General features: G+C 68.2%; 21 protein-coding genes and 4 pseudogenes. 10 read left to right on the plus strand and 15 right to left on the minus strand.

The annotated features are described in order from the left end of the window. Positions 1 to 160: 160 nt before the first annotated feature. Both ACIQTP_RS38410 and ACIQTP_RS38415 read right to left on the minus strand, forming a co-directional pair. Complete coding sequence (locus tag ACIQTP_RS38410; RefSeq protein WP_403408702.1) at positions 161 to 439, minus strand: hypothetical protein; 279 nt, start codon at positions 437 to 439, stop codon at positions 161 to 163. Then, positions 439 to 1,200, minus strand: a complete 762-nt coding sequence (locus ACIQTP_RS38415; protein WP_403408704.1) for a hypothetical protein — start codon at positions 1,198 to 1,200, stop codon at positions 439 to 441. The genes ACIQTP_RS38410 and ACIQTP_RS38415 overlap by 1 nt, the downstream gene beginning before the upstream one ends. Before the next feature lie 72 nt (positions 1,201 to 1,272). Here ACIQTP_RS38415 and ACIQTP_RS38420 point away from each other — a divergent pair. Beyond that, positions 1,273 to 1,602, plus strand: a pseudogene (locus tag ACIQTP_RS38420) (transposase family protein); the annotation flags it as partial. A 96-nt stretch (positions 1,603 to 1,698) separates the two neighbouring features. Here the strand turns inward: ACIQTP_RS38420 and ACIQTP_RS38425 are convergent. Further along, the gene (locus ACIQTP_RS38425; protein ID WP_403408706.1) at positions 1,699 to 2,157 is read right to left on the minus strand and encodes a transposase family protein; all 459 of its coding nucleotides are present in this window, start codon (positions 2,155 to 2,157) and stop codon (positions 1,699 to 1,701) included. A 98-nt stretch (positions 2,158 to 2,255) separates the two neighbouring features. Continuing rightward, positions 2,256 to 2,519 carry a hypothetical protein gene (locus ACIQTP_RS38430; protein WP_403408708.1) on the minus strand — a complete coding sequence of 88 codons (264 nt, stop codon included), beginning with the start codon at positions 2,517 to 2,519 and terminating at the stop codon, positions 2,256 to 2,258. Positions 2,520 to 2,707: 188 nt separating this feature from the next. On the opposite strand from ACIQTP_RS38430, the pseudogene ACIQTP_RS38435 reads away from it, so the two are divergent. Both ACIQTP_RS38435 and ACIQTP_RS38440 read left to right on the plus strand, forming a co-directional pair. After that, positions 2,708 to 3,025, plus strand: a pseudogene (locus ACIQTP_RS38435) (transposase); the annotation flags it as partial. A 264-nt stretch (positions 3,026 to 3,289) separates the two neighbouring features. Further along, positions 3,290 to 4,384 carry an acyltransferase family protein gene (locus ACIQTP_RS38440; protein WP_403408710.1) on the plus strand — a complete coding sequence of 365 codons (1,095 nt, stop codon included), beginning with the start codon at positions 3,290 to 3,292 and terminating at the stop codon, positions 4,382 to 4,384. 539 nt (positions 4,385 to 4,923) lie between these two features. On the opposite strand, the gene ACIQTP_RS38445 is transcribed toward ACIQTP_RS38440, so the two are convergent. Next, the gene (locus ACIQTP_RS38445; protein ID WP_403408712.1) at positions 4,924 to 5,964 is read right to left on the minus strand and encodes a sigma-70 family RNA polymerase sigma factor; all 1,041 of its coding nucleotides are present in this window, start codon (positions 5,962 to 5,964) and stop codon (positions 4,924 to 4,926) included. A gap of 242 nt (positions 5,965 to 6,206) precedes the next feature. On the opposite strand from ACIQTP_RS38445, the gene ACIQTP_RS38450 reads away from it, so the two are divergent. Beyond that, positions 6,207 to 7,646 (plus strand): DHA2 family efflux MFS transporter permease subunit, encoded by a 1,440-nt coding sequence (locus ACIQTP_RS38450; protein ID WP_403408714.1) that lies wholly within the window; start codon positions 6,207 to 6,209, stop codon positions 7,644 to 7,646. 497 nt (positions 7,647 to 8,143) lie between these two features. On the opposite strand, the gene ACIQTP_RS38455 is transcribed toward ACIQTP_RS38450, so the two are convergent. Together ACIQTP_RS38455 and ACIQTP_RS38460 are read right to left on the minus strand one after the other, a co-directional pair. Further along, entirely contained in the window at positions 8,144 to 8,968 is an 825-nt protein-coding gene (locus tag ACIQTP_RS38455; RefSeq protein ID WP_403408716.1) for a glutamate racemase, read from the minus strand. 266 nt (positions 8,969 to 9,234) lie between these two features. Then, positions 9,235 to 11,994 (minus strand): protein kinase, encoded by a 2,760-nt coding sequence (locus tag ACIQTP_RS38460; RefSeq protein ID WP_403408718.1) that lies wholly within the window; start codon positions 11,992 to 11,994, stop codon positions 9,235 to 9,237. 511 nt (positions 11,995 to 12,505) lie between these two features. Here ACIQTP_RS38460 and ACIQTP_RS38465 point away from each other — a divergent pair. Continuing rightward, positions 12,506 to 13,432 (plus strand): S41 family peptidase, encoded by a 927-nt coding sequence (locus ACIQTP_RS38465; RefSeq protein WP_403408720.1) that lies wholly within the window; start codon positions 12,506 to 12,508, stop codon positions 13,430 to 13,432. Between the two features lie 176 nt (positions 13,433 to 13,608). Beyond that, complete coding sequence (locus tag ACIQTP_RS38470; protein WP_403408721.1) at positions 13,609 to 14,217, plus strand: DUF6000 family protein; 609 nt, start codon at positions 13,609 to 13,611, stop codon at positions 14,215 to 14,217. A 24-nt stretch (positions 14,218 to 14,241) separates the two neighbouring features. Here ACIQTP_RS38470 and ACIQTP_RS38475 read toward each other — a convergent pair whose 3' ends face one another. From ACIQTP_RS38475 to ACIQTP_RS38500, 6 genes and pseudogenes are all read right to left on the minus strand, one after another. Further along, entirely contained in the window at positions 14,242 to 15,144 is a 903-nt protein-coding gene (locus ACIQTP_RS38475) for a tyrosine-type recombinase/integrase (protein WP_403408723.1), read from the minus strand. Positions 15,145 to 15,216: 72 nt separating this feature from the next. Further along, entirely contained in the window at positions 15,217 to 15,498 is a 282-nt protein-coding gene (locus ACIQTP_RS38480; RefSeq protein ID WP_403408849.1) for a hypothetical protein, read from the minus strand. 25 nt (positions 15,499 to 15,523) lie between these two features. After that, positions 15,524 to 15,646: pseudogene (locus ACIQTP_RS38485) on the minus strand (RHS repeat-associated core domain-containing protein); the annotation flags it as partial. A 946-nt stretch (positions 15,647 to 16,592) separates the two neighbouring features. After that, complete coding sequence (locus tag ACIQTP_RS38490; protein WP_403408725.1) at positions 16,593 to 17,285, minus strand: class I SAM-dependent methyltransferase; 693 nt, start codon at positions 17,283 to 17,285, stop codon at positions 16,593 to 16,595. After that, positions 17,282 to 17,785, minus strand: coding sequence for a hypothetical protein (locus ACIQTP_RS38495; RefSeq protein ID WP_403408727.1), 504 nt, complete (start codon positions 17,783 to 17,785; stop codon positions 17,282 to 17,284). Before ACIQTP_RS38495 ends, ACIQTP_RS38490 begins: the two co-directional genes overlap by 4 nt. 2 nt (positions 17,786 to 17,787) lie before the next feature. Beyond that, on the minus strand, positions 17,788 to 19,212 hold the full coding sequence (locus ACIQTP_RS38500) for a molybdopterin-dependent oxidoreductase (RefSeq protein ID WP_403408729.1): 1,425 nt from the start codon (positions 19,210 to 19,212) through the stop codon (positions 17,788 to 17,790). Positions 19,213 to 19,425: 213 nt separating this feature from the next. Between ACIQTP_RS38500 and ACIQTP_RS38505 the strand changes: the two genes are divergently transcribed. Continuing rightward, positions 19,426 to 19,869, plus strand: coding sequence for a GtrA family protein (locus ACIQTP_RS38505; RefSeq protein ID WP_403408731.1), 444 nt, complete (start codon positions 19,426 to 19,428; stop codon positions 19,867 to 19,869). Here the strand turns inward: ACIQTP_RS38505 and ACIQTP_RS38510 are convergent. Continuing rightward, positions 19,765 to 20,307 carry a hypothetical protein gene (locus tag ACIQTP_RS38510; protein ID WP_403408733.1) on the minus strand — a complete coding sequence of 181 codons (543 nt, stop codon included), beginning with the start codon at positions 20,305 to 20,307 and terminating at the stop codon, positions 19,765 to 19,767. The genes ACIQTP_RS38505 and ACIQTP_RS38510 overlap by 105 nt on opposite strands. A gap of 349 nt (positions 20,308 to 20,656) precedes the next feature. Here ACIQTP_RS38510 and ACIQTP_RS38515 point away from each other — a divergent pair. Beyond that, positions 20,657 to 21,103: pseudogene (locus ACIQTP_RS38515) on the plus strand (sigma-70 family RNA polymerase sigma factor); the annotation flags it as partial. Positions 21,104 to 21,195: 92 nt separating this feature from the next. Continuing rightward, positions 21,196 to 22,323 carry a GNAT family N-acetyltransferase gene (locus ACIQTP_RS38520; RefSeq protein ID WP_403408735.1) on the plus strand — a complete coding sequence of 376 codons (1,128 nt, stop codon included), beginning with the start codon at positions 21,196 to 21,198 and terminating at the stop codon, positions 22,321 to 22,323. 182 nt (positions 22,324 to 22,505) lie between these two features. Here the strand turns inward: ACIQTP_RS38520 and ACIQTP_RS38525 are convergent, their stop codons facing one another. Beyond that, positions 22,506 to 23,015, minus strand: coding sequence for a hypothetical protein (locus ACIQTP_RS38525; RefSeq protein WP_403408737.1), 510 nt, complete (start codon positions 23,013 to 23,015; stop codon positions 22,506 to 22,508). Positions 23,016 to 23,259: 244 nt separating this feature from the next. Here ACIQTP_RS38525 and ACIQTP_RS38530 point away from each other — a divergent pair, with 244 nt between their 5' ends. Next, complete coding sequence (locus tag ACIQTP_RS38530) at positions 23,260 to 24,108, plus strand: LuxR C-terminal-related transcriptional regulator (RefSeq protein WP_403408739.1); 849 nt, start codon at positions 23,260 to 23,262, stop codon at positions 24,106 to 24,108. Positions 24,109 to 24,179 lie beyond the last annotated feature (71 nt).

The following is a 24,179-nucleotide window of genomic DNA, read 5'->3' on the forward strand; positions in this document are numbered from 1 at the left end:
CACCGAGCCGCTGCTGGAAGAACTCCTCGCGCGCCACCAGGCCACCAAGTTCACGGGCCGCCGCGTCGGCCTGTTCAAGATCTTCCGCGGTGCGCGGGACGAGGATCATGGTGGGCTGACGCGCGCCTCGGATCAAATAGCGCCCACTGTCGGCTCTCGCTCATGCGCTCTGGCCGTCCACTCCTGCGATCCAGCGGATGGCGGTGGCCGGATGCTCGGGCACCTCAAAGCCGTCTGGATTGAGGGTGGGGCGCTCGGCCAGGCGGTAGGCGTAGTCGCCCTTGGGCAGCTTGACGGTGGCGGAGGTGAACAGGCTTCCGAACGCGGCGGCCCGCGCCTCGTCGGTGGCAGCTTTCTCCACCGGCTCCCAGTGATGGTCGGAGCGTGGGCGGAGGTCGAAGAAGACCTCTCCGAGCAGGGAACGGTTTTCGGCGCGCATCAGCTCCGGTTCCAGAGTGGGCTTGCTTTCGGCGATGTGGAAGGCGCTCTCCGGCACCTGCCACTGCAGCAGGTGACGTCTGAGGTGGGAGGCGCGGTTAAAGCCGACCTCCGGCTGCGGGTCGTCCTCACTGTCACCGTTACCGTCGTCCGTTGCAGGTGCGGCCGCAGCAGCGATGAGGTCACAGGTCGGGCCCTCGCCCGCGGCTTCGGTCTGCTTGTCGTCGTCCGGTTCGGTCTTCTTCTTCCTGGGAGCAGCGCGAGCGGGTCGTTGATGCGCTTGCGGGCTGCTTTGATCTTGTCGTGTCGCTCCAGGCCGCGGAAGTGCTGGACCTGTTCCGTCTCGAAGGCCTTGATGGCTTCCTCCCCGCCCAGTTCGGCGGCGAGGATCAGCCGCAGCCGGTTGCCGGAGCTGGAGGCCAGCTCCTGCTGGGCGTTGCGCATCGGCGGCAGGTAGACGTGCCGAATCGTGCGGCGCGCCTCCGGTTCCAGGTCATCCAGCAGTCGGCCCGCCGACCGCGCCGGGCGCTGCGGCCTCGCGTCGACGGCCGGCCGGGTGAACTGCACGGTGTAACGGGCACGGTGACCATCCGGCAGGCCGGCCTCTTCGGCCGCACCCACCAATGCCTGCAGGTGCGTGCCTGCCTCTGCAGGCTCCAATCCGCCGTACACCGCGGCCAGTTCAGCGCTGCTCTCAGTCCAGGCATGGACATCATCCGTCTCCCACCACCTACTGCGCCGCCCGTCCAATGGGTCGGTCAACAGCCGCAGCGCATCGATGAAGTTCGACTTAAAGCATGTTGCAGAAGGCCGTGATCAGGGCATTTCCCTTGTATGCGTGGGGTGTTGACGGCTGATCCGTTATGGGTGGAGACGTTCACGGGGCTGCCGATGAAGCAGTTCGAGCGGTTGTTGAAGGTGGTGCGGGAGAGGGGTGGCGGCGGGCCGCGCATCGGGAGGCCGTGGTGTCTGCCGCTTGCCGACCGGGTGCTGCTGGTGGCTGTCTACTACCGCACGAACCTCACCATGCGGCAGCTCGCGCCGCTCTTCGGGGTCTCGCCTGCCACGGTGTGCAGGGTCATCCAGCAGCTGCGGCCCCTCCTGGCACTCGAGCCCGCCGCACGGCCCGTCGATGCCGCGGACCGGCTGGCAGAGGACGACGGTGGGCGGTCAGCCAGCGGCTCATTCTGAAACGATCAGTAAAGGGTGTTGCAGAAGGCCGTGTTTTTGCAGGCCAGAGGGCGATCATGGCTGTTCTGATCAGGTGGCCAGGGCGAGGTTGTGCATGTGGGCGAGAGCTTGGACTGCGTGGTGGAGGCCGTCGCCGTGCTGTCGGCAATCGCGGAGGATCTTGTAGTTCTTCAGCCGGCCGATCGCATGCTCGACCCGCGCACGGACCCGGCGATGCTCCGCGTTGTCGGCTTCCTCGCCGGCCAGGAGGGCCCGGCCGGGTCGTTTGCGGTGCGGGACGACCAGGCCGGTGTTGATGTAGGCGCCGTCGCCGAGCACGGTGACGCCCTGGCACTGCTGCGGCAGGCCGGAGTCGCGCCATACATGGGCGTCGGCCGTGCAGCCCGGGGCCGGGCGGGCGGTGGCTACGACCAGGCGGGTGTCGGCGTCGATGATGACCTGCACGTTCGCGGAGAACCGGTAGTTGCGGCTCGAGGCGCCGACCTTGCGGTCACGGACCGGGACCAGCGTGCCGTCCACGATCCGCACGTCGTAGCCGCGAGCATCGCTTTGGCACGTTTCTCAAGAGGAGGGTCTGTGCCCGTGTCGACCGCTACCGAGTTCCGGGGCACACGAGGGACGGCACCCTAGTGTCGGCCAGTACCCTGCCTTCGGCGTTCCCCCAGACTCACCGCCCACGCGGCCAGGACCAGGACGAGGCTCGAACCCGCGACGATCCGGTCCGCCGGGGTTCCGAACATCTGCTCCGATGCGGAGACAACCCCCGCCACTCCGGCGGCGAGAAGCAGCATCGGCAGCCGGCGCCACCAGGCTGGCAGCACGTCCATACGCCAGACAGACCAGCTCATCCAGGCAGTGACGAGCACGATGCACCAGGCCAAGCCACTCATTAGAACTCCATGAACCGCAGGCACCCGATCTCCGTTTGATCAGCGCGAGGATCTTGCTCCCTGCGGGTGGGCGAAGGCAAGGGCTCACTGCCGGGAGATTCCGGAGCAATTCCCTCGGGGTGGTGTGTGCGGACTGGGGAGGGCGTGTCGGCTGATGGGCGACGATTTTCATCGGCAGGGTCTGCGGAGTGTCCGATGATCTTGTCCCTAATGCCCTGTGGCAGCGCATAGCCCCACTGCTGCCGCAGCCCGCCCGAAGGCGCTGGCACCCAGGCCAGCTTCGGGTGCCTGACCGTATTGCACTGGCCGGCATTGTCTACGTGCTGCGCAAAGGTGCGGCCTGGCGGGATGTGCCTGCCAGTGCGGTGGGCTGCTCGGGCGTGACCGCCTGGCGCCGCCTGCGGGACTGGACCGAAGCAGGTGTCTGGCCCCGGCTGCACGCGGAACTCCTTGCGGAACTGAGTTGCCGGGCCGCAGTCGGCCAGACAGTCCGCGCGCGCTGTTCTGCTTCGGTCTTGATGAGGTCGACCGGACGGGCCGTCACGCGTCCCGCAACAGGAGATCGTGTGCTCGGCAACCATTCCGTCTGCCCGTTGGTCATGTGATCGGGGTTCATAGGGCCTTGACAGCAAAGAGCAACACTGGAACGGGGATGCATGACCCAGGCGGAGCACAGGGGACGGGTCGACGTGGCCACGAGGCGTGGGAACGAGGGGGCGGTCGCACCCAGTGTGCCGCTCCCGCGGGCGGCGCCTCCGGGGCGGGTGATCGTGGCCAGGCCGGCCGTCCGCAGGGACCGGCTCGCCGCGCTGGACGGCCTGCGGTTCCTGGCGGCGCTGGCGGTGGTGCTGTTCCACTTCGTCGGCCAGACCCCCTGGTCGATGATCACGATCTGGGGCCGCCCGTATCAGAGCACGTTCCCCGAGGCGCACAGGTACTTCGCCTACGGCCGGCTCGGCGTCGACCTGTTCTTCCTGATCAGCGGGTTCGTCATCTGCATGAGCGCATGGGGGCGCACCCCCCGCGACTTCTTCATCTCGCGCGTCACCCGCCTGTACCCGATGTACTGGATCGCGATCGTGGTGTCGGCGTGCGTCATCTACCTGACCAACAGCCCGTTCGGGCACCCCAACCCGCGGCTGCTCTTCGCGAACTTCACGATGTTGCAGACCCCGCTCGGCGTGGACAACCTGGACTCGGTCTACTGGACGCTCTGGCCGGAGCTCTGCTTCTACCTCACCTTCGCGGTCGTGGTGTGGAAGGGCCTCAGCTACCAACGGGTCGTGATTTTCTGCGGGTTGTGGACGGTCGCCGCGGTGCTGGCGCCCGGCGCCCAGATCCCGTTGCTCTCACTGATGGTCAACCCGACATCCGCCCCGTACTTCATCGCGGGCATGGCCTTCTACCTCATGCACCGGTACCGGCCGACACCGCTGCTGTGGGGCATCGTCGCCATGTCGTGGCTGCTGGCGCTGCACTTCCTGCTGGCACCCGTCGGCGGCCGCAACAACTGGGACACCTGGGCACCTTGGCGCGGCTGGCTGATCGTGGTGACCACGGTGTTCTTCCTGCTGATCGCCGCCATCGCACTCGGCTGGACCCGCCGGATCCGCTGGCGCGGACTGACTGTCGCGGGCACGATGACCTTCCCCCTCTACCTGCTGCACGACACGATCGGAATGACCGTCGCGCACCACTACGGCGACCGGGTCGACCCCTCGGTCCTGGTCGCGGTCACGGTGACCGCTCTGGTCGTACTGGCGTATCTCGTACACCGGTTCGTCGAGCGCCCGATCGCACAGGCCATGCGGCACTGGCTGAACACCGCGGCGTTCGGTCTGCAGCCGCCGACGCCGCGCCGCTGAACGGACGGTGTCCCGTCCTGCCCGCTGCCTGAAACGGTGAACGCGGTGCAGGCCCGGCCCGGGAGGGACGAACGTCAATGGGTGCAGATCTTGTGGGGGTGCCTCATTGGGGTGATTCGCAGGAGTTTGGGATGTGGCCGGTCGTGTCGGCTTCTACCGTCGCGGGGTCGAGCCCGCCGTGAGGCGTGCGGGTGCTGAGCAAGGGTGGGTGTGCGGTGCCGTCGTTGATCGAGACTCTTACCCTCGCCGTTTCGGTTGGGGTGATGAGGCGTCGCCGAGGGGTAACTGCCGGGTGGCCGAGGTGATTTCGGTGCTCGGGCATGGCGGAGTCCCGGCGGGGTGGTCGGGTTCTCCAGGGTTCTTCGGGTCGTGGCGGGCGGGGTTTGCCGGTCAGCCGGTGGGACGGGGCAGTGGAAGGCTGCGGCCAGTTCGTTTCTGGGCGGGGGTGGCGGCACCTTGAGATCGCTCATGCGTCCACAATCGCACCCCTGTAAGCCAGCTGGATCGATCTGTTTCTTGATCGGCCGGACAGTTCCTAGCTAGGCGCCGGTAGCGCGTAGCGAGCGGGGCAGGCCGAAGCGAGGAAGCAGGCCGTTGTCGACGAAACGGGTCAGCGCCGAGACGCGGTGCCCGGACAGGGTGAGGACGAGCAGACCGTGGGCATGCGCGATCGGCGTCCTCGGATCGACGAGGTAAACGCCGTACGCGGGCTGGCCGTTGGCGTGCGTGGCCACCAGCCGGAAGCGGCGGCCGTCGCGCAGCGCGACCGTCCTCAGGAAGTGGCCGATGGCCTCCAGTCCCTGGTACTCGTACGGCAGCGGCGGCATCGTCAGCCACGCGTCGTCGGTGAGCAGCGCGAGGATCGCGTCGACGTCGGCGCGTTCGAAGGCGAGGGAGAAGTCGTCAACGAGCTTGCGCTCGCGGGGTGAGTACGGCAACTCCGCCTCGGCGTGGGCGTCCGCGGGCAGCCGGGTCGCGAGCGTGGCGCGGGCCCGTTTCAACGCGCTGGTGACCGAGTCGACGCTGGTGTCGAGCATTCCGGCGACCTCGGCCGCGCGGAAACCGAGCACGTCCCGCAGGACCAGCACCGCCCGCTGCCGGGGCGGCAGGTGCTGCAGCGCGACGAGGAACGCCAGGGAGACCGCCTCCTTGGTCTCGTAATGGGCCTCCGGTCCTGGCGCGGCGTCCGGCAGCCCGGCGAGCAGCACGTCCGGATAGGGCTCCAGCCAGCTGGGGTCACCGCGGCGGGTGGGTTCGGGCAACGGAACCTCCAAGCGGTACGCCCAGCCCTCGCCGGACCGGCGGCTGCCGTCCCGCAGCGCGTTCAGGCAGCGGTTGGTCGCGATCCGGTACAGCCAGGAGCGCAGCGACGACCGCTCCTCGAACCCGTCGAGCCCGCGCCAGGCCGCGAGCAGGGTCTCCTGCAGCAGGTCCTCAGCGTCCTGCACCGAGCCGAGGATGCGATAACAGTGCACCTGCAGCTCGCGCCGGTAGGGCTCGGTGAGCTCACGGAACGCCTGCCCGTCGCCCGCCCGCGCCCGCTCCAGCGTGAGCGTCGACATGGGCATCGGCATCGGCATCGGCATCTCCTCGCTCGGCATTACATCGCCTCCCAGGTTCCGGTTCGTCGAGGGTTTGGGCAGTTCGGGTTCGTCGACAGTTATGACACCCACGGCGGCCGAAACTGGTCGCCGAATCCCGACCGTCCGCGCAATCCACAGCCGACCGCAGAATCCGCGACCGTTCGCCGCCCAGTTTCCGGACCATCCCGTGTCTTCACCACCGACAGCACGACTGCAGACACACGGCGACGGGAGCACCAGTGAACAGCAACGAGAAGTCCGTCACGGCGGCGCAACGGTGGACGCTCGCGCTCGCCTCGGTGGGTTCGTTCATGGTCGTCCTCGACCTGCTGGTGGTGGCCACGGCGCTGACCGCGATCCAGCGCGACCTGCATGCGTCGATCGAGGACCTGGAGTGGACGATCAACGCCTACACCCTCAGTTTCGCGGCCCTGCTGATGACCACGTCGTCGCTCGGCGACCGCTTCGGCCGCAGGCGGCTGTTCGTCGCCGGGCTCGCCCTATTCGCCGTGGCGTCGGCCGCATGCGCGCTGGCCCCCAGTACCGGCACCCTGATCGCGGCGCGCGCCGTCCAGGGCATCGGCGCGGCGACCGTCATGCCGCTCGCCCTGGCCCTGCTGAACGCCGCGTTCCCGCCCGAGCGGCGCGGCTGGGCGCTCGGCGTCTACGGCAGCGTCACCGGCCTCGCTGTGCTGCTCGGCCCGGTCCTGGGCGGCGTGATCACCGAGGGACTGGCCTGGCAGTGGATCTTCTGGCTGAACGTGCCCGTCGGCCTGGTCGCGATCCCCTTCGTGCTCGCCCGGATCAAGGAGGGCTTCGGCCAGGGCACGGCGGTGGACTTCCCGGGCCTGCTGCTCTTCACCCTGGCCGCGTTCGGGCTCGTCTGGGGCCTGGTCCGGGCGGATGCGGCGGGCTGGGGCAGCGGAGAGGTGACGGGTGCGCTGGCCGGAGGAGCGGTCCTGGTCGTTGTCTTCCTGGTGTGGCAGTCCCGGGCCCGTACGCCGATGCTGCCGCTGCGGCTGTTCCGCTCCCGGGCGTTCTCGGCGGGCAACGCAGTGATGTTCCTGCTCAGCGGCTCGATGTCCGCCTCGGTGTTCTTCATCGCCCAGTATCAGCAAGTCACCCTGGGCCAGGGCCCGTTGGGCGCCGGTCTGCGGCTGCTCCCGTGGGGTACTTTCGTGGTCCTGCTCGCCTCACGCACCGGGGCGCTCGCCGACCGCTGGGGCGAACGCTCTCTCGTCGTCGCCGGCCTCGCCCTGCAGACGATAGGCACGGCCTGGATCGCCCTGATCGCCGCCCCGCACCTCTCGTACGCGTCCCAGGTCGTCCCGCTGAGCCTCGCGGGCATCGGCTTCGCCCTGGCGATCCCCGCCGTCACCAAAGCGGTGGTCAGCACCAGCACACCCGCCGACATCGGCAAGGCCTCCGGCGCCTACAGCACGATGCGACAGCTCGGCGGAGCCTTCGGCGTCGCGATCACCGCCGCGGTCTTCGCCGCCTCCGGTGGCTACACCTCCGCCGCGGCCTTCAGCAACGGCTTCGGAGCGGCAATGGCGGTGGCCGCCGGCCTCGGCGTCGCCGCAACGCTGGCGGGCACCTTGCTGCCGCCCCCGCGGCGACCGGCTCTGCGCGCCCCGACGGGAGCACCGGCCGAGGCAGACGGGGTGCACATCTCGTAACCGGCGGCCACAGGGGCGCGGTTCAACAGATGCCGAAGGGGCTCGGCCGAGGATCCGGCCGAGCCCCTTCAAACTGCCCGAGGACCTGCGCGGGTGAACCGCCCGCCGGTCCTGGCGAACTGGGAGCACTCGGGCAGGCCTTGCTCCGGAGCGGCCGAACAAAATTTCGCGCCGATTGCTGCATGCAGCCCGCGAGTGCAACGATCGCAGCGTCACCGCAGTGTCACACCGTGCAGAGGACATCCGAAGGGCATGGGCAGCGGGTTCTCCCAGTCTTCGACGTTCTGCCGGTACAGCTCCTCCCACCTGCGTTCGTCGTATTCCGCGACATGCACTGGGTCCTCGGCAGCCATGCCTTTGGGGTCTGTCGTGATGTACGGGAAACGGTGGCGCGCTGCGGCGGGGCTTCCACCTTGGTCGTGGACACCGGTTGTCATGCAGCGATGGCCAGCGTAGTTGTACGCCTGGCCGAGAAGGTGCAGAGGATCTGGGGCTGCTCAGATCGCCGGTGCAGCCATCGGGGAGCGAGTTGCGGCGGAGATGAGAATTTCGCTGGGTACTCGCCCTGCTGCGGCAAGGGCGCGGCCCACTGGGTGGGCGTGGGCGCCTGCCGGGAGGTTTCCGCGGCGACCGCTGAGTACCACGTCGATGGAGCCCATGATGCTGTGCGATTCCCTGGTTCGGTCCAATCGCCGCAGTGTTTGGCGAGCGACTGCCTCCGCGCTGTCGTACAGGGTGGTTCCGGTGGGCAGGCTCTGCAGAATCTCTGGCGCCACAAGGGGGTAGTGCGTGCATCCCAGCACCACGGAGTCGCAATTTTTGGGGGTTCGCTCGGCTGCGTCGGCAATCGCTTCTGCTGCTGCGGCCAGGTCGCCCTGGTCGATCGCCTCGGCCAGACCGGGGCATGCGACACGCGCGACAGGCATGCCGTTCGCGTAGTCCGCGATCAAGCGATCCTGGTAGTCACTCGACGTGGTCCGGACGGTTGCCCACACGGCGATGCTTTGACTGGTTGCCGCGGCCGATTTCACGGCGGGCACGGTTCCGATCACGGCCACGCGCGGTTCGAACCTCTCGCGCAGAGCGTCGATCGCGGTGACGGTGGCGGTGTTGCAGGGGACCACGATGGCCTCCGCGCCCCGCTGGACGGCCAATTGAGCCGCGGTGAACAGACGGTCCGTAACGAAGGACGCCGTTCTCGATCCCCAGGGAGCGCCGTCGGGGTCCAGAAGCAGAAGCAGATCGAGTTCCGGGGCGAGGTGCCGAAGCCAGCCCGCAGTGGAAAGGAGGCCAAGCCCTGAGTCGATCAATGCCACCGTCATGGGGTCAAGTTACCAGCCAGGTCTTGCCGCCTGGCTGGACTGGTACGGCTCATGGCCACTGCGAAGTTCCCTGAGCTTGTTCTACCTTCCAAGCGTGGGTCCCACCGCCGCCAGGCCAACACCGGCACGACCGGGAGTTCGTAAAAGCGAACTACCCGGCGCTCTCGGTCGAGCCCTTGTCGACCGCTCGGTCCACGCGGACCGTGGCCGCCGGCTCGGAGGGCGGTGCTGGGGACGGCAGGGTTCGGGGTGCTGCGGAGCCCTGGTCAGCTCGCGCTTCCCCGGAGCCGCGCCCCGAACGGCCCTTGGGACACACCCCGGGCAGGCAGTCGTACTCCGGAATGCCCTTGCAGTGGTGACACACCCCCGCCCAACCCCCCGCGATCGCCGCCCAGGCACGGTCCTGGTCGCCGATGGCGAGCGCGGTGACGAGGCAGGCGTTGGGCCGCCGCGGGGTCGACGGCGGCGATCTCCTCGACGACGACCACGGGCAGCGTACGCCGACTCCAGCCCCGAGGCTCGGCGGCCTCCAGCGACTCGGCGAGCGTGCGTGCGAACCGCACGGCAGCGTCGGCGGATCCGGAGACGAGCACCGTGGTGATGGCCGCCCAAGCGCGGTCCTGGTCGAACTGGGAGGTGATCTGCTCGGCCATGCGCATCGCCGCGGGCAGGTTGGCAGCCGCCGCCACAGGGACCGCCGCCGTCAGCGCCTCGGCGCGCCGGTGCGGCGTGGGGGCGCGTCCCGCGACACGTGCCGCGGCGGCGGGGTCGACTGCGGCGAACGCCGCGGCGACACGATTGAGCATCCAACAATCCCTGGCTTCGATCCTCGCCTTGAAGACCAGGCGTTCGGCGGTCGCGACGTCGAAGGGCGCGAGCGCCTCGGCGACCTGAAGCAACTGCATCGCGCGAGAACCAGCCCCCTCGAGCTGTGTGTCCTTGCCGCGCCGGACGCCGATTCTCCTTGCCATGGCCATGCGGGCGGCCTCCTTGAACAGCGCGGCGGCGCGCACTGGATCCAGCGGCATCACCTCGGCGGCGAACTCCGCCAGCGGCATCGGCATCGCGCTCCGGTGCGCGCACTCCTCCGCCTGCCGCACGGCGTCGTCCAGCAGCGCCGCCGCACGTGCCGGGCTGGAGCCCGCGACAGCGGCGGCGACGCACCGCAGCGCCGTGGCGCGGTCGAAGGAACCGGGCATACGTCGGGCCAAGCGCTCGGCGAGGTCCGGTACGACCGGCGCGAGTTGCCGACAGATGCGGAACACGACCGCTTCCTCGTACCGGTCGAAGTCCGCCGACGCGAGCAAGGCCGCGGCAGCGCGCGGATCCACGTCCAGCATGGCCAAGGCGACGTCCTGCCGCGCCCAGCGCCGGTTGTCCGCGTCGATGGTCGCGAGGATCCGCTGCGTCCGCGTCGCGTCGTCGCCCGCCACAAGGCAGGCGATCGCCGTGAGTGCGTGCGCTCTCAGATCGGGATCGGGGAGCGCGGTGGCGACCCGCTCGGCCTCGCCGCGGTCGCAGGCGGCCAGGGCACGGAACACCGACTTCACCGGTGTGTGCGACGCCGGATCGAGCATCCGCATGACCTGCAGGCAGGCTTCGGTGTCCACCTCCGCCAAAGTCCCGGCGATGCGCTCCAGCCGATGGTTCCGTCCGAGGCCGCAGAGGTCGCTCGCGATGCGCACCGCTGCGCCCGGCCGCGTCCGAGCCGCTTCTTGCGCGATTCCGCACAGCGCGTCGTCCCGGGCCTCCATGTCGGCGATCTCGCCGGCCAGGCGCTCGGCCTTCCCCAGGTCCACAAGGGCCCACACCCGGGATAGCCGCAGCAGGTCCCACTGGCTCAACGCTCGGGCGGACCGGTGGAGCGCCGGGGCGTCGTCCGACGCGGCCTCGCCTCGCATATGCCGCTCCGCCTCGGTCAGCAGCTCTGCCGCGTGAGGTGGATCGTGCGGCCGGATGGCCTGAGCAATAGCGATGAGATCCAGGTGCGAGACGTACCGTTCGCTCCGCACCGCGACGGCCGCTTCCGCCCGCAGTTTGCGCGCTTCCTCGGGGGCTGACTTGGCCATTTCGGCAGCAATTGTGGCCAGCACGCGCCCTCGGGTGCCACCGAATTCGATGCGTCGCGCCGCGTGCGCGGCGGCCGTCATGTCGGTCAGCGGGGCGCTTTGCGCACGGGGCACGGCCAGGGCGGGGTCACCGAGACGTGCGGCGACGTGGGCTGCGGTCGGACGGTCGGACGCCTGCCGCGCGAGCATCCGGTCGACCAGAGCGTCCAGGAGCGGCGCCGCCTCGGCTCGCAGCGAACTGACCTGCGGCATCTGGCCCGAGGCGTGCAGCGCGCGAAGCGTGGCGAACCGGGATTCCAGGAAGGGCGGACGCCCGGTCAGCAGGTGGAACAGCGTGGCGCCCAAGGCGTACACGTCGGCGGCCGCGTCTACGGGGACGCCGTCGAATTGTTCCGGTGGCATGTACGCCGGAGTGCCGATCACGCTCCCGGTCTGTGTCAACTGGGGGTCCGCCGAGTCGAGCAGGCGCGCGATCCCGAAGTCGCATACCTTGCACGTACCGTCGTCCAGCATCATCACGTTGGCCGGCTTGATGTCGCGATGCACGATGCCCGCGGCGTGTGCCGCCGCCAGCGCGCTGGCGATCTGGCCGGCGCAGGCGAGCGCCTGTTCAGGCGGCATGCCGCCGGGATAGTCCCGGGCCAGCACCGCTCGCAGATCGCGGCCGCGCAGGTACTCCAGCACCAGGTAGGGCGTTGTCCCGTGCTTCCCGGCATCGTGGACGGCTGCGATGTTGGGGTGCTGCAACCGGGCGGTGGCCCGTCCCTCACGTTCGAACCGCAGGAGGAACCGACGCTGGTCTGCGGGGTTTTGCGGAAGCCGAGGGTGCAGCAGCTTCACGGCTACGCGCCGGTGTAGCTCCAAGTCCTCGGCGAGCCATACTTCGCCCATCGCGCCGTGGCCCAACGGTTCGTCGAGCCGGTACCGACCGCCCAATTGCGTCCGCGCCCACCCCATATCCGCCCTCTCCGCAAACGTAGCCGAGGTACTCGTCAACCCAGACGATTCACGCCCGGATCCGGTTCGCTCGCGCGTCCCGCCGCGAAGGCGGCGGGGGCACGGCTCAGCCGTGGCATCGCTACTTTGCACCGAGCGCCAAAGCTACGGGTCCGGGCATTTTTGCCGTCAACCAAGTCGGAAACGAGAGCAGGGCTGGCCGATTCGCAGATCTTCATCAGTGATGATGCCAGCGCGCTGAAAGTCGAACCGAAGGCCGCATGTCGTCCTGCGGGCCCGCGGATAGGGGCGCGGGAAGGCGTGCGTAAACCGATGAGTGCGTGTTTCTGATCTGTGGTGCTTCGTCGGTAGCTGATCGTCAATTAGGGTTACTCGTGAGTCGAGAGCCTGTTCGGGGGGATGGATGCGGCGGGAACGTTCATTGCGCATGGCGGTCTGCGCTGGCCTGATTGGAATAGCGGTCGCCGCGACGGGGTGCACGCGCCGTTCGGACGATCCAGCGGCTACCGACATGTCGCCCAGTGCGCGGACCTACCTGTCGCAGGCGCTGAACATCATGGAGAAGCACTCTCTTCTTCGTCACAAGGTTGACTGGTCAGACTTGCGGAGCAGGGCGTTCTCGCAGGCGCGCGGCGCGCAGAAGACGGCGGGCACGTACGGGGCGATCGACTCGGCTCTGTATGCGCTGGGCGACGGGCACAGTTTGTTCTGGGAGCCGGATGAGGCGAAGGAGCGTTTCGGAGCGTCCGCGGTCAACTTCGATGGCTTAGCAGGCCGTTCTCTGAAAAGCGGTGTGGGCTACATTTCCCTGCCTGGTGTGCAGGGGTCTCAAGAGGCGTACGACCAGTACGTGCGGCAGGGCCGGAGTGGCGTGGCGAAGGCCGGCGCGGGTGAAGCCTGCGGCTGGGTGGTGGATTTGCGCTCGGACACCGGGGGTGACATGTGGCCGATGCTTGAGGTGGTGGGTCCGATCCTGGGCGATGGCACGGTCGGTGCGTTCGTGGATGTCGACGGCAGCAAGTCCGTTTGGTCGATCAAGCACGGCAGTCCATACGTAGACGGCAAGTTGGTCGGTTGGGACGATGGCCGTCCGTTCGCCAAGAGCGCCCCGCCGGTCGCGGTCCTGACCGGTAAGCGAACAGGCAGTTCGGGTGAAGCGGTCGTGGTGGCCTTCCGGGGACGTCCTGACACTCGGTTCTTCGGCGAGCCGACCTACGGCGTCCCCACGGGAAACAAGCTGTACCACCTAGCCGACGGAGCTGTGCTGGCCCTCACGGAAGTCAAGGACGCGGACCGAACGGGCCGTGCATACGACGCGCCGATTCCTCCTGACGTGGAGATTGTCAAAGACCCACGCCCGGTGGCACGGAACCGGGACGAGGTCCTGCAGGCAGCACAGAGCTGGCTCCTCAAACAGGCTGCCTGTCGTCGACCGTGAAATGCTCCGGAGGTTTCCTCGGCCAGCTGGGGGTGGCCCCCTTCCGTGCGAGACGCCTGGTCATGAGGGTGATGGCGGCCCAGGTGATCAGCGTCTCGGATTCTCTGAACTAAGTCGGAGGCGGCCCTGGAGCCCCTCTCGTGGCGTCCCTCCGGGGGATGAGCCATGATGCGGCGATGAGCGTGCAGCATCCGCAAGACGTTGGCCAAGGACACGTTGTGGCCCGCTATGTCTCCAATGAGCGGCGATATTTGAAACTTCTGGGCGGTGGTTTTCTCCGACTTGGAGAAGCGGAGCGGGCTGCGTTCACTGCCGCCTTGCGAGCCGATGCTCTTCAAGTGAGTCCAGAGGAGATCGGTGCTTTGCTCGGATACGAATGGCGTTCCCGACTGACCGCTGCATGGCTCGTTGGGGTGGCTCGACGGTTTGGGTGGCGGGAGCGCATCGGAGAACTGCTGCTGGCCAGCGAGCTGACGTATGCAGGTCAGGGCTACTGCTTCGCGCTCGCCCGGTTCGGTGGCAAAAACGATGCGGAGATCTTGGTGTCCTACTTGGATCGGTATCTTCCTCACTTGGAGTGCCGGTACGACCAGGGCCCCGCCCTGGGGGCTTTGCTGCGACTGGACTCCCAGTTGGGCACGAGCCATGCCGAGCGGTTCGTTGTCCGCGACGGTCTTTGGGAACGGTGGGTCGATGCGCTTCCGCATACCCGCGGAACAGCAGGCGCGTGGGCTGATGCGTCCAGAAGCACGATCGATGCTTGGTGCAACCTCTGGGACGCTTGATCACCTTCGGAGTCAGTCCCGACGTCACAGATCTCCTTGTCCATTACTTGTGACGGTGCGTCCGGTGATGCGGCTGAGGTCGGGCACGCCGAGCGTGACGGTCGTTCGCTGGTCGATCTGAGCGAGTTTGGCTTTGGCGCCGGCGAGGCTGACCTGGAGCCCTTCGACTTCGCCGAGCCAGCCCTCGCGTTCGGTTACCTCAATGCGTGCGTTGAGGTTGTCGATGATCTCGACGAGGCGGGGTCGTTGGGTCGGGTCGGGCCGCAGCACGGAACAGCGGACGCAGGCGTGTTCGTGGATGCAGGGTGTGTCGAAGGCTCGTCCGCAGGTTCCGATCGAGACCTTGCGGCGTTCGAAGTGGCCGAGGAACTTCTCCCATTCCTCTTCGGTGGGGGTGCGGTATTCCTCGCTGGGGCGGCTCGCCCGGCGCCGGGTGATGAAGGAGCGGTGCGCTTCGATGGCCTCCTGCGGGTAGATCGCCTTGTAGCCCATGGTGGTGTTGATGTCGCTGTGTCCGCAGATGACCTGGGCGATGTGGGGCGGAAGTCCGTTGGAGACCACGTCCGTGACCAACATCCTGCGAAAGTCGTGCGGTTGGGGCCGAAGCGGCTCGCCGTCCGGGCCGGTGAGGCCTGCGCCGACGAGGACACCGTTGATCATGCCTCGGATGGCGTGCGCGGTGACTTGGCGGTGCTCGGTGACGTACCGGTATTGGAACAGCAGCGGCATCGGCGGGTTCCAGACGCGCTCGTGGATGTCGTAGGCCGTGACCATGGGAACCGCGCCGCCGGCATCTCGGACGCGTCGGATGATGGTGCTCAGCACGTCGGCGAGTTCGGGGCTGACCAGCAGCAGAAGAAGTGCGCCGCAGACGAGAGCCAGCATGCCGAAGAGCAGGATCTGACGCCCTCTTCCTGGTCTGATCATCTCATTCTCTCCGTTCGAAAGGTCGGGTGCTGGAGCAGGGCAATGCCGGCTCCAGCACCCGCGATTGCCCCGTCAGCTTTTGTGGGTGGCACCGATGTAGCCGCCTGCAGCCGCGCCGATAGTCATGCAGTAGGGCAGCGCGGGGACGGCACCCGGTCCGGTAAACGCCGCGGCTCCAGCCTCGCAGAGGCCCGTGATACCGATGTCCGCGATCATGCCTGCGGTCGCCTTCTCGGCCGCTCCCGTTCCGCTGGTGAATCCTTCGTAGAGCATGGTCGCGATGCCGAGTCCGTCCCCGATGCTGCCCAGGCTGAGCAGGCAGGCCGTCGGGGTCGATGCGGTTGACGGGGTCACCTTCGGCGTAGAGGTAGGGGTTCTGTTCCTGGCCGGAGGGGTCGGACTGGGTGAAGCGGCCGATGTTGGCGTCGTAGTAGCGGGCCTGCAGGCGGTAGAGGCCCGTGGGGTCCTGATAGTTGCCGGCGAAACGGTAGGGCTGCGCCACCGGTTCCGTCGACCCGGCCAGGATCCGGACACCGACGGCTGTCGACCTGGTCGCCGGCTCCCCCGATGCCGGCGACGGGGAAGTCGGTCGTCATGGAGGTCGACATGCCCGTCCGCGATTCATTCTGTAATGACAGTAACGAGAGGTCCGTACGTCAATACCGACGAGGGGCCTCACGCTACTCCGCATCTACGCGGCCAGACTTCAGATTGCAGGCCAGGAGACCTGCCCGCGATGCCGCTCAGGGCTGCGCTTGCTTCGTATACCTGAGAGTGAGGAAGAGTCCCGTCCACATAACGGCAGCGAAGACAACCAGTACCCAACCTGCGGCGTTACCCATGATCGCGAGTGCCACTCCGGCGATCACTAGGACTGCTGATGCAATTGATGACCAGACGTAGAACATGCGCGACTTACCTTGCTGTTCCGCAGATGGACCAAGCTGTCCCACGGTTGAATCTCCCTGCGTTGAGAAACTGGGGCGGGCGGCTGTGGCGCCGCCCGCCGCTATTCTCGTTATCCGCCTATAAGGTTTGAAACGCCCGTGCCGGCCCCCCAAGCGGCCGCGTAGCACAGAGCCTGCCCGCCTACCTCCGACGCTCCGAGTGTTATGGGCTGGTTGTGGTGTTGGTGGGGACCCCCTCCACCCACCCCGTCCCCCGGCCCTCCAACCCCAGACCGAGGAACCACCGCCACTGTCACCAAACTGAATCAGCCCAGGCCAAACCAGCAACTCCTCATCAGAAAAGCCGCTCCTGGACAGCGGAACTCGACGCCCTCGGCATGCGCTGGTAGGGCGGCCGGCCCCCAAACGATAGGGAGGGACCTCCACGCGGCCTGGGCTGGGAACCCGAAGAACACGTAAGCTCGCGACCGAGCGCGGCGACTTTGATCATCAGGAGCGTGACAGGCTTCGGCTCGGACGACGGTGATCCCGCCCGTCTCATCACGGTGATTCCACGTCAGAGCAGTCCGAGGGTGATCCCTGGTGGACGAGGGTGGCAAAGCAGCGGTGCCCGCTCGTCCACTGGTCGGTGACGCTGAGGTCAAGATCAGCGGCAATCCGGTGGAGCGCTCGTCGCCCCAGCCGCGCCCAGGGAAAGCACGGACCGCTCTGCCCATGGAGGTCCTCGAACCGGGCGGCGCAAAGCTCTTCGACGTCATGTGGGTCCACCTCGACGACGAGGCTCCCGGCGGGGGCGATGAGCCCGCCGCAGCGGCGCAGCAGGCCCTGAGGGTCGCCTCCGATGCCGATGTTTCCGTCGATGAGGAGCACCGTCCGCCAGCCGTTCTCGGCCGGCAGCCGGTCGAAGACCGATCGGCAGATCGCGAGGCCTCCCAGGGCCGTGGTCAGCGCGACCGCGCGAGGCGCGATGTCGACCCCGAGGGCGAAGACTCCCCGGCTCAGGAGTGTCCTGCACATGCGGCCCGGCCCGCAGCCGACATCGAGGACGGGGCCGATGCAGCGCTCCAGCACGGTCTTGTCGGCCTCCGTGGGCCGCTCGTGCCAGCGATGGACCGGCATCCGGATCCGGCGCCCGTCGACCAGCCGTAGATACACCGGTCCATTGCCGGGTCGCAGAGCCAGCGCGTAGGGATCCCCGTCGGCGCCATACAACTCGTCCTCGTCAGTCGTCACGGTGCGGCGCCACCACCTGAGGCGGGTCGGCTCTCGTCACCACGGGCAGCCCGCCGGCCGCGGCGCAGTCTCGCCGCGAAGGCCACGGCGGAGGCGGCGAAGAGCACGCCGGTGATCGCCAGCCATCGGCCGAGGTAGACGCTGTCGGACAGCCCGGTGTCTCCGGGGTAGGGGACCGCGAGGCGGAAGACAAGGGGGAACCAGACCAGCAGGAGCAGACCTGACAGGAAGGTGGGGACGCGCAGATAGTTGATCCATGGCACCGTCGGGCTGTCGGCGGCGCGGTGACGGAGTACGTAGAGGGCCGACAGGTCGGCCAGCGAGTACAGGGGCAGCAGGATCAGGTCGTGGAGGATCGCCGCCCCCACGAACCAGATCGCCACCTCCCAAGGCTGGACCGCGAACAGGCGCACCATGGCGTAGCCGGTGAGGGCGAATGAGGCGATCAGGACGAGAAGGTGCAGAGGTCCAGAGCCGTACCAGCGGACAAATCGTGCCATGGTCACGCCCTGAAGGTGAGCCGGTGGACCCACTTGGTGTTGTTCACGCCGGGGTTGGCCGGGACGATGATGCGGGCCGGATAGCCGTGATCAAGCGAGAGATCCGCGCCGTTGACGCGGAGGGCGAGCAGCGCTCGGGGGTCGTGGATCTGGTTGCCCCGCAGCACTACCCTGGTGAAGGGGCCGGGGGGTTGAATCGACTGGACCAAGACGCTTCCTGCAACGGGCATACCGACCATGGCAGCGAGGTCGGCCAACCGGAGACCGCTCCAGTGCTGGTCGTCGGTGGACCATCCCTCCACACAGGCGATCGGGAGTGCGGCGGCGTGCTGGGGCATGGCGAGGAGCTGCTCGCGGGTGAAGACCTGTGGCGCTCCGCGCCCGTGGACCTCCAGTCGCCAGGTGGGGCCGACGAGTGCGGGGGTGACGCCCACTTTCGCCGCCGTCTTGTTGATCTGGAAGGCGTTCGAGCCACTGCCGGGGTCGCGGTTGTGCGGTGCGAGGAGCGCGGTGGCGCGCATCCAGCCGCCGATGCTTTGTCCGGCGGTCACGGCGAGGAGGAGGAGCGAGCCCGCTCCCACCATGCCCACCGCGCCGCGGCGGGTCATCGTCGGCGGGGCGGGGGCGTCCGCCACCAGGCCGTCGGGATCGGGTGGTTCGGGCACGGTGCGGGCGAGGCCGGTGCGCAGTTCGGCGCGCAGGCCGCGTGAGCGCAGGGCCCGGGTCATCCGGCCGAGTCTGAGGCACACATGGACGACGAAGGCGGCGATGAACACCCAGGCGCCGTAGAAGTGCAGGCGGTAGAACGAGCCCGGGAAGACGTAGTAGAGCTGGATGTTGAAGATGCCGGTGACGAACTCGAAGATGACCCCGCCGACCAGCATCAGCAGGGACAGCCGCTCCAGCCCGTGGGCGACGGAGCGCACCGGCTGCCATTCGAACAGCTTCGGGATCACCGACCACAGCTTGGCCAGCAGCACCGGCACCAGGACCACGCCCAGCGTCACGTGCACGCCCTGGAGCAGTCGGTACAGCCAGTAGGGGTGTGTGGGCCAGCTGAACAGATAGAAACCCAGCACGCCCTTGTCGGGAGTCTCGTCATTGAGGGGGCTCAGCCCTGGGTTGTAGGAGGCGTAGGAGAGCACCCCGGTGACGAACAGCAGCGGAATACCGACCAGGAGGACCAGGCCGAACACCGACGTCAGCCAAGGCCCGCGGATCGGACTGCGCCAGAACCCAGGACGGAACGGACCCGGTGGCGGGGGCAGCTGCCCGACACGCTGTGCCGTTGCACGAGTCCGAGCACGGCCCGCAGCCGCGGCGGCAGCCACAGCGCCACGTACGCGCTTCAGTCGCTTCGGCGCCGATCTCCTGCGTTGCGGCCCGCCGGACGGCCCCGGCCCCGACGGCCGTCCGCTACTTTCCATCGGCCCTCGCCTCCAGTCGCTGAGCGGCCCCAACGACGGGGCGGTTCCATGCCTCGCCCCGTGCCTGACGGACAAGACATTCACAAGCTGACACACACCAGACCGGCTGACCGGACCTTGAGGTGCAAGCGGGTGTCTGTCATCAGCCGAACGGTCGAACCGCTGCTTCAGGCAGTCCCCCAGATCCCCCGTGCCCCGGGTCATGATGAAAAGGTGCGACGCCCCAGCGCACGGCACAGCGCCTCCGACCGGCCCGGCCACGCCACCCTGACCAGACAGGCCGGCTGGTTCGCCATGATCGGCGTCGCCTCCACAGCGGGTCAGGCTCTGCTGTACTGGGGGCTGCGCCACTGGTCGCCTCCTCTTGTGGCCAATCTCGCCTCGCTCGGCGTCGTCACCGTTCTCAACACCGAGGCGAACCGGCGGCTGACCTTCCGCGGCTCTCCGGTCCGTGCCGTCCGGGCACACCTCGTGGCAGGCGTCCTGTTCGTCCTTGCGTACCTGGTCACATCCGGAGCAGTCCTGCTCTTCCGCCACTACCGGCCCACCGCCTCACCTGCACGCGAGACCCTGGTGCTGGTACCCAGCTTCGCCCTGGTGACCGTGGTGCGCTTCACCCTGCTGCGAGTGGTCATCGGCGGAGGCCACCGCCGCTGAGTCCTCACACATACGTGCCCGCCACACCGTCAGGAGACCCCGCGAGTGAGAGCCCGCGCCGGTAGGCGTGTGGTCATGGTCGGCGGTTCGGGCGTTCGGCCCAGCGGTTGAGTCGTCTGGCTGCGGCAGTCCCCTCGGGAGTCGTTTCGCGCTGACTCTGGGAGTGCCCGCGCGCAACAGCGAGGACTTGCCGCTGCCCGAGGCTCCGACCACGGCGACCAGACGATGGGTGCCCATGTGCGCGGCCAGTTGGTCGACCAGCGCATCCCTGCCGAAGAACAGGTCCCGGTCCCCCGGCTCGAACCGGGCCAGACCCCGGTAGGGCGCAGCGGCATCATCGTCCCGGTCCCCGGTGGCGGCCGCTTCCTCGGCTGCTTGGCGCCAGCGTTCCTCCCACTCGGCCACATCAGCGTCGCACGCCTTCACATAGGCCAGCACGACCGTCAGGGTTGGAAAGCCGCTCCCCGGCTGCTGCTTGCGACAGCGTGCTCGCCCCCTGACCGGTGCACTGCGCCATCACCCGGTAGCTCGGACTGCCGGCTGCGGCCCGCAGCCGGCGTAACTCGGCCGCGAACCCCGCAACCGGCCCCTCGCTTGGATCCAGTGGGCTTTCCGGACGCCCCGCCATGAACGGCTCCCCTCCCCCGACCCTCTTCCCGCGTGGACGCGGCGCTATGGCCGCAGAAGCTACGCACGCCCGTGGCAGAAGGGCAAACCGGAGCGCCTTCTTTAGTCAGCGCCACGTGCTGCCCTCTGTGACCTCGGATGCGGCCATTGATCCGGGTGACGCCGCGTCATGATCAACACGCGCACCGAGTGGTGGCGGGCACGGAAACTCGAAGAGTTCCCCACCGCCCATCTGCCGGACGCATCCGTCGGGGACTGGGCCGAGCAGCACGCCGACCGTGCACTGCTCATGGACATCATCAAGACACTGCCGCCCCAACAGCTCACGGTCCTGGTCCTTCGGTAGTGGGGGCAGATGTCCACCGACGAGACGGCCACCGCCCTCGGCATGGCGCCCGGCACGGTCAAGAGCGCACTGCACCGGGCACTCGCCCAACTCCGCCAGGGGCTGCAGCAGCGCGATCCCGGCTCGCCTTCAGCGACAGAAGCCGGCACTGCGAGCCCACCGACCGGCCGCCGGGCGCGAACCCTGTGCCGGGCGCACCGCGTCCCTGTCGCGCAAGGACACAGGGTGGCTTTGTTCGCTTTTGGTGGCAGCGTTTGTTGACGGGTTTCAGCAGCAGTGGGCAGGTAAGGACATCGCTGATGTTCGCGGGAAATGACGGCACCGCCGTGCGATCAAGAGGCCGAGGACCTTCCATGTCGGATCATGAGCCAAGGGTCGCTTACACCGAACTCGCGGATCAAGAAGTGCGCAGTCTGCGAGTGCGTTGCTGCCGGTTGCGGACCGCTGGAGGCGAACCGGTCGCCGAGCTGGAGGTGCTCTCCTTCGAATTGCGATTCGGTGCGGTGGCTGTCGCCGCAGAAGGCATCGGTGGCGTGGAAACCCAGCCCGGGTTCCGACGTCAGGGGCACATGAGTCGACTCCTCCGCCAGGCGTTGGCAGGCATGGCACAGCGGGTGGACGTCGCCTGCGTATCCGACGGTATCGAGGGGGTGTACGAGCAGTTCGGTTTCGTCGGAGCCGTCGCCGAAGGGCACCTGGTCATCCCCGTGCGCAACGTCGAACAGGCGGCGGGAGACGATCTGGGTACGGCCGTCCCGGGCATCCGCAGCAGCTCTCCGGCCGATCTCCCGGCGATGATCCGTATGTACAACACCGGGCACGCCCAGCGGCCCTGGACCCACGCACGGCACGCAGGCTGGAACCGGCTCATCCCCCAGGCCACGTGGAAGCCCGGGTCGCAGACCCTAATCCTGCAGACCGATGGTGCTGCCGCCGGCTATGCCGTGCTGGAGGGCCGCGCGTTCGGCGACCCCCTGGGTTCGCTGACCGTGGACGAACTGGTGGCCGAGAATGCCGCCGCGGCACGCCTGCTGCTCATGGCCATCGCCCGACTCTGCTGGAAACGGCGTCTGAGCGAATTCACCGTGCGGGAGCCGGCCGACAGCCTCATCGGCCGAGTGGCTCGCCATATGGGCTGCACCTACCAGCAGAGATTTCCGCCGAGCGGCGGGATGATGGCCGCCGTCTTGAACCGCTCGTCCCTGGTGCGGAAGCTCGAGCCCGAGCTGCGGCGCCGGGCTGCCGTGCAGCAGTCGGACCAGGTCTACGACAAGGCGTTCGACGCGCTGCGACGCGGCGATCTGTTCCCCGATGACAAGGCGCTCATCCGGCTGCTTCTTGGCTACTGGTCGACCGATGACGCATACGCGCGCGGCATGTCGGTCCCCGAACGGTACCGGGATCTTTGCACGGCTTGGTTCCCCAGAGGCGGCACGCAGTCTCTGCCGACCCCGTACGCGCACCGCCTGGATCGGTATTAGAACCTGCCCTCAACAAAGCGGTGTGACCAGCCCCTGTACCGAGGAGCATCCCCATGCTGTCCTGGCAAGCACCACGGTGCCGTCAAAACTCGGGTTCTGGCTCAGCTTCTGTGGTGCGGCCACGCGGAGTGAGGGCGCGAGGAACGGCTGGACCAATCCCGATGGCGACAACGAACCGGCGGTCAGTCTTCCGCCTCTGCTGCCGACCGCTTGCTGAGGAACTGCTTCGCTGCCTCAACCGCTTCTCTGTTGAGTTCCTCGAAAGGGACTCCCCAGCTCTCCTCCCAGCCGTCCAGGTTGTGCGCGCAGTGGACAAGGGGTTCCAGCTCTTCGGGGCAGCCGAGGTCATAGGCGATGTCTGCCCAGATGAGGTGGGTGCCAGCGGCGGGATCCAGGGATCCGTCGGCGATCTGACCGGCGACCCAGTAGGCCGTCGCCCACTTCGCGGCCCGAGGGTCAGCGGGCGGGTGGAAGAGCAGTCCCAACTCCTCCAGCACTTGGTCGAAGAGTGCCGGAGCCTCGGGCTCTTCGCCTCGGAGGAGACCGGCCAGCATAGCGAGGGAGGGACTCTCAACCCCGGCAATCAGCGCGTTCAGCCCTGCCTGGATGAGCTGGTCAGACCCGACGTGCCTACCGAATGCCCTCTCGCGCGCGATGTGGCTGAGCTGTTTGAGAGCGTCGTCGCGGGTCATCAGAGTCTTCTCGATCAGCGTCTGAGAGAAGGAGGCTCGCACATGCGCAGACGGTGCTGCCAGCGACTTCCTCTGCCTGGTTCGGTGATCAGGACATGAGAACCCTTATCCGCAGGAGGGCGAAGCCCGCGCGACCGAACATCTGACGCTTGAGCATCTTGATGCGGTTGACCTGGCTTCGCCGCCACTGACGGCGACCGAACTGGCCAGGCACCAGTCCTGCGGCACGGCACAGGCCCGCCGCATGCTGGACGAACTGGTCGCCGCGGGCCTCGCGGTCCCCTCGGCGGGACGGCCCACCCGCTACGCCCCGGTGGACCCGCGCATCGGCCTGGCCGCCCTGATCCGCGCGCGCCGTCTGGAGCTGGAACGCGCGGCGGCCACTCTGGACGCCTACGGGGACGAGTTCAACGAGCGCAAGCTGAGCTCTGATCCGAGCCGACTGGTGGAGATCGTCGAGGGGCCGACCGCGATCACCGCCTGGTTGACCGAGCTGATGGCGGGCGCCGAGCACGAGGTCCTGTGCTTCGACACCCCGCCCTATCTCACGGCCGACGCGAGTGCGTTGCAGTTCGAGGAGGACCTGCTGGCCCGTGACGTACGGGCACGGGCGAACTACTCGAGCCAGGTGCTGGCCGTCCCGGAGCACGCGGAACTGCTCCAGCATCTCGTGCTCCTCGGGGAACAGGCCCGGGTGCGGCCCCATGTGCCGCTGAAGCTGCTGGTCTTCGACCGCCGCGATGCCCTCGTTCCGCTCACCGCCGGCGCCGACGGCCTGCGTAGTACCGCCGCCCTGGTCCACGGGTCACCGCTGTGCGACGCCCTCGTCGAGCTCTTCGAGGCCAGCTGGCAGCAGGCCACCCCCGTGTTCGGCAGCGAGGCCCAGGAGACGGAAGAGCAGCCCGACCTCAGCGAGGCCGACCGTGCTCTGCTCCACCTGCTCCATGCCGGGCTGAAGGACGAGACCATAGCCCGCCAACTCGGCCTCAGCGAACGCACCCTGCGCCGCCGGATCACCGACCTGACCACCCGCCTCGGGGCGACGAGCCGATTCCAGGCGGGCGCGCAGGCGGCCCGCCGCGGGTGGCTCTGAACCCCCTGTGGTTCAGGGGGGCCGCGAGCGAAAGACCTCGGGCACCGGCGCCCACTCGCCCCTGACCGAGG

Source organism: Streptomyces sp. NPDC090798, from assembly GCF_044768965.1.
GTDB lineage: Bacteria > Actinomycetota > Actinomycetes > Streptomycetales > Streptomycetaceae > Streptomyces.

Excerpts from the sequence above, each read along its gene's own strand:
- ACIQTP_RS38410 (WP_403408702.1), bottom strand. The coding sequence starts at position 439 with ATGCGCGCCGAAAACCGTTCCCTGCTCGGAGAGGTCTTCTTCGACCTC.
- ACIQTP_RS38430 (WP_403408708.1), bottom strand. The coding sequence starts at position 2,519 with ATGAGTGGCTTGGCCTGGTGCATCGTGCTCGTCACTGCCTGGATGAGC.
- ACIQTP_RS38445 (WP_403408712.1), bottom strand. The coding sequence starts at position 5,964 with ATGCCGATGCCGATGCCCATGTCGACGCTCACGCTGGAGCGGGCGCGG.
- ACIQTP_RS38455 (WP_403408716.1), bottom strand. The coding sequence starts at position 8,968 with ATGACGGTGGCATTGATCGACTCAGGGCTTGGCCTCCTTTCCACTGCG.
- ACIQTP_RS38460 (WP_403408718.1), bottom strand. The coding sequence starts at position 11,994 with ATGGGGTGGGCGCGGACGCAATTGGGCGGTCGGTACCGGCTCGACGAA.
- ACIQTP_RS38465 (WP_403408720.1), top strand. The coding sequence starts at position 12,506 with ATGTCGCCCAGTGCGCGGACCTACCTGTCGCAGGCGCTGAACATCATG.
- ACIQTP_RS38470 (WP_403408721.1), top strand. The coding sequence starts at position 13,609 with ATGAGCGTGCAGCATCCGCAAGACGTTGGCCAAGGACACGTTGTGGCC.
- ACIQTP_RS38475 (WP_403408723.1), bottom strand. The coding sequence starts at position 15,144 with ATGATCAGACCAGGAAGAGGGCGTCAGATCCTGCTCTTCGGCATGCTG.
- ACIQTP_RS38495 (WP_403408727.1), bottom strand. The coding sequence starts at position 17,785 with ATGGCACGATTTGTCCGCTGGTACGGCTCTGGACCTCTGCACCTTCTC.
- ACIQTP_RS38500 (WP_403408729.1), bottom strand. The coding sequence starts at position 19,212 with ATGGAAAGTAGCGGACGGCCGTCGGGGCCGGGGCCGTCCGGCGGGCCG.
- ACIQTP_RS38520 (WP_403408735.1), top strand. The coding sequence starts at position 21,196 with ATGTCGGATCATGAGCCAAGGGTCGCTTACACCGAACTCGCGGATCAA.
- ACIQTP_RS38525 (WP_403408737.1), bottom strand. The coding sequence starts at position 23,015 with ATGACCCGCGACGACGCTCTCAAACAGCTCAGCCACATCGCGCGCGAG.
- ACIQTP_RS38530 (WP_403408739.1), top strand. The coding sequence starts at position 23,260 with ATGCTGGACGAACTGGTCGCCGCGGGCCTCGCGGTCCCCTCGGCGGGA.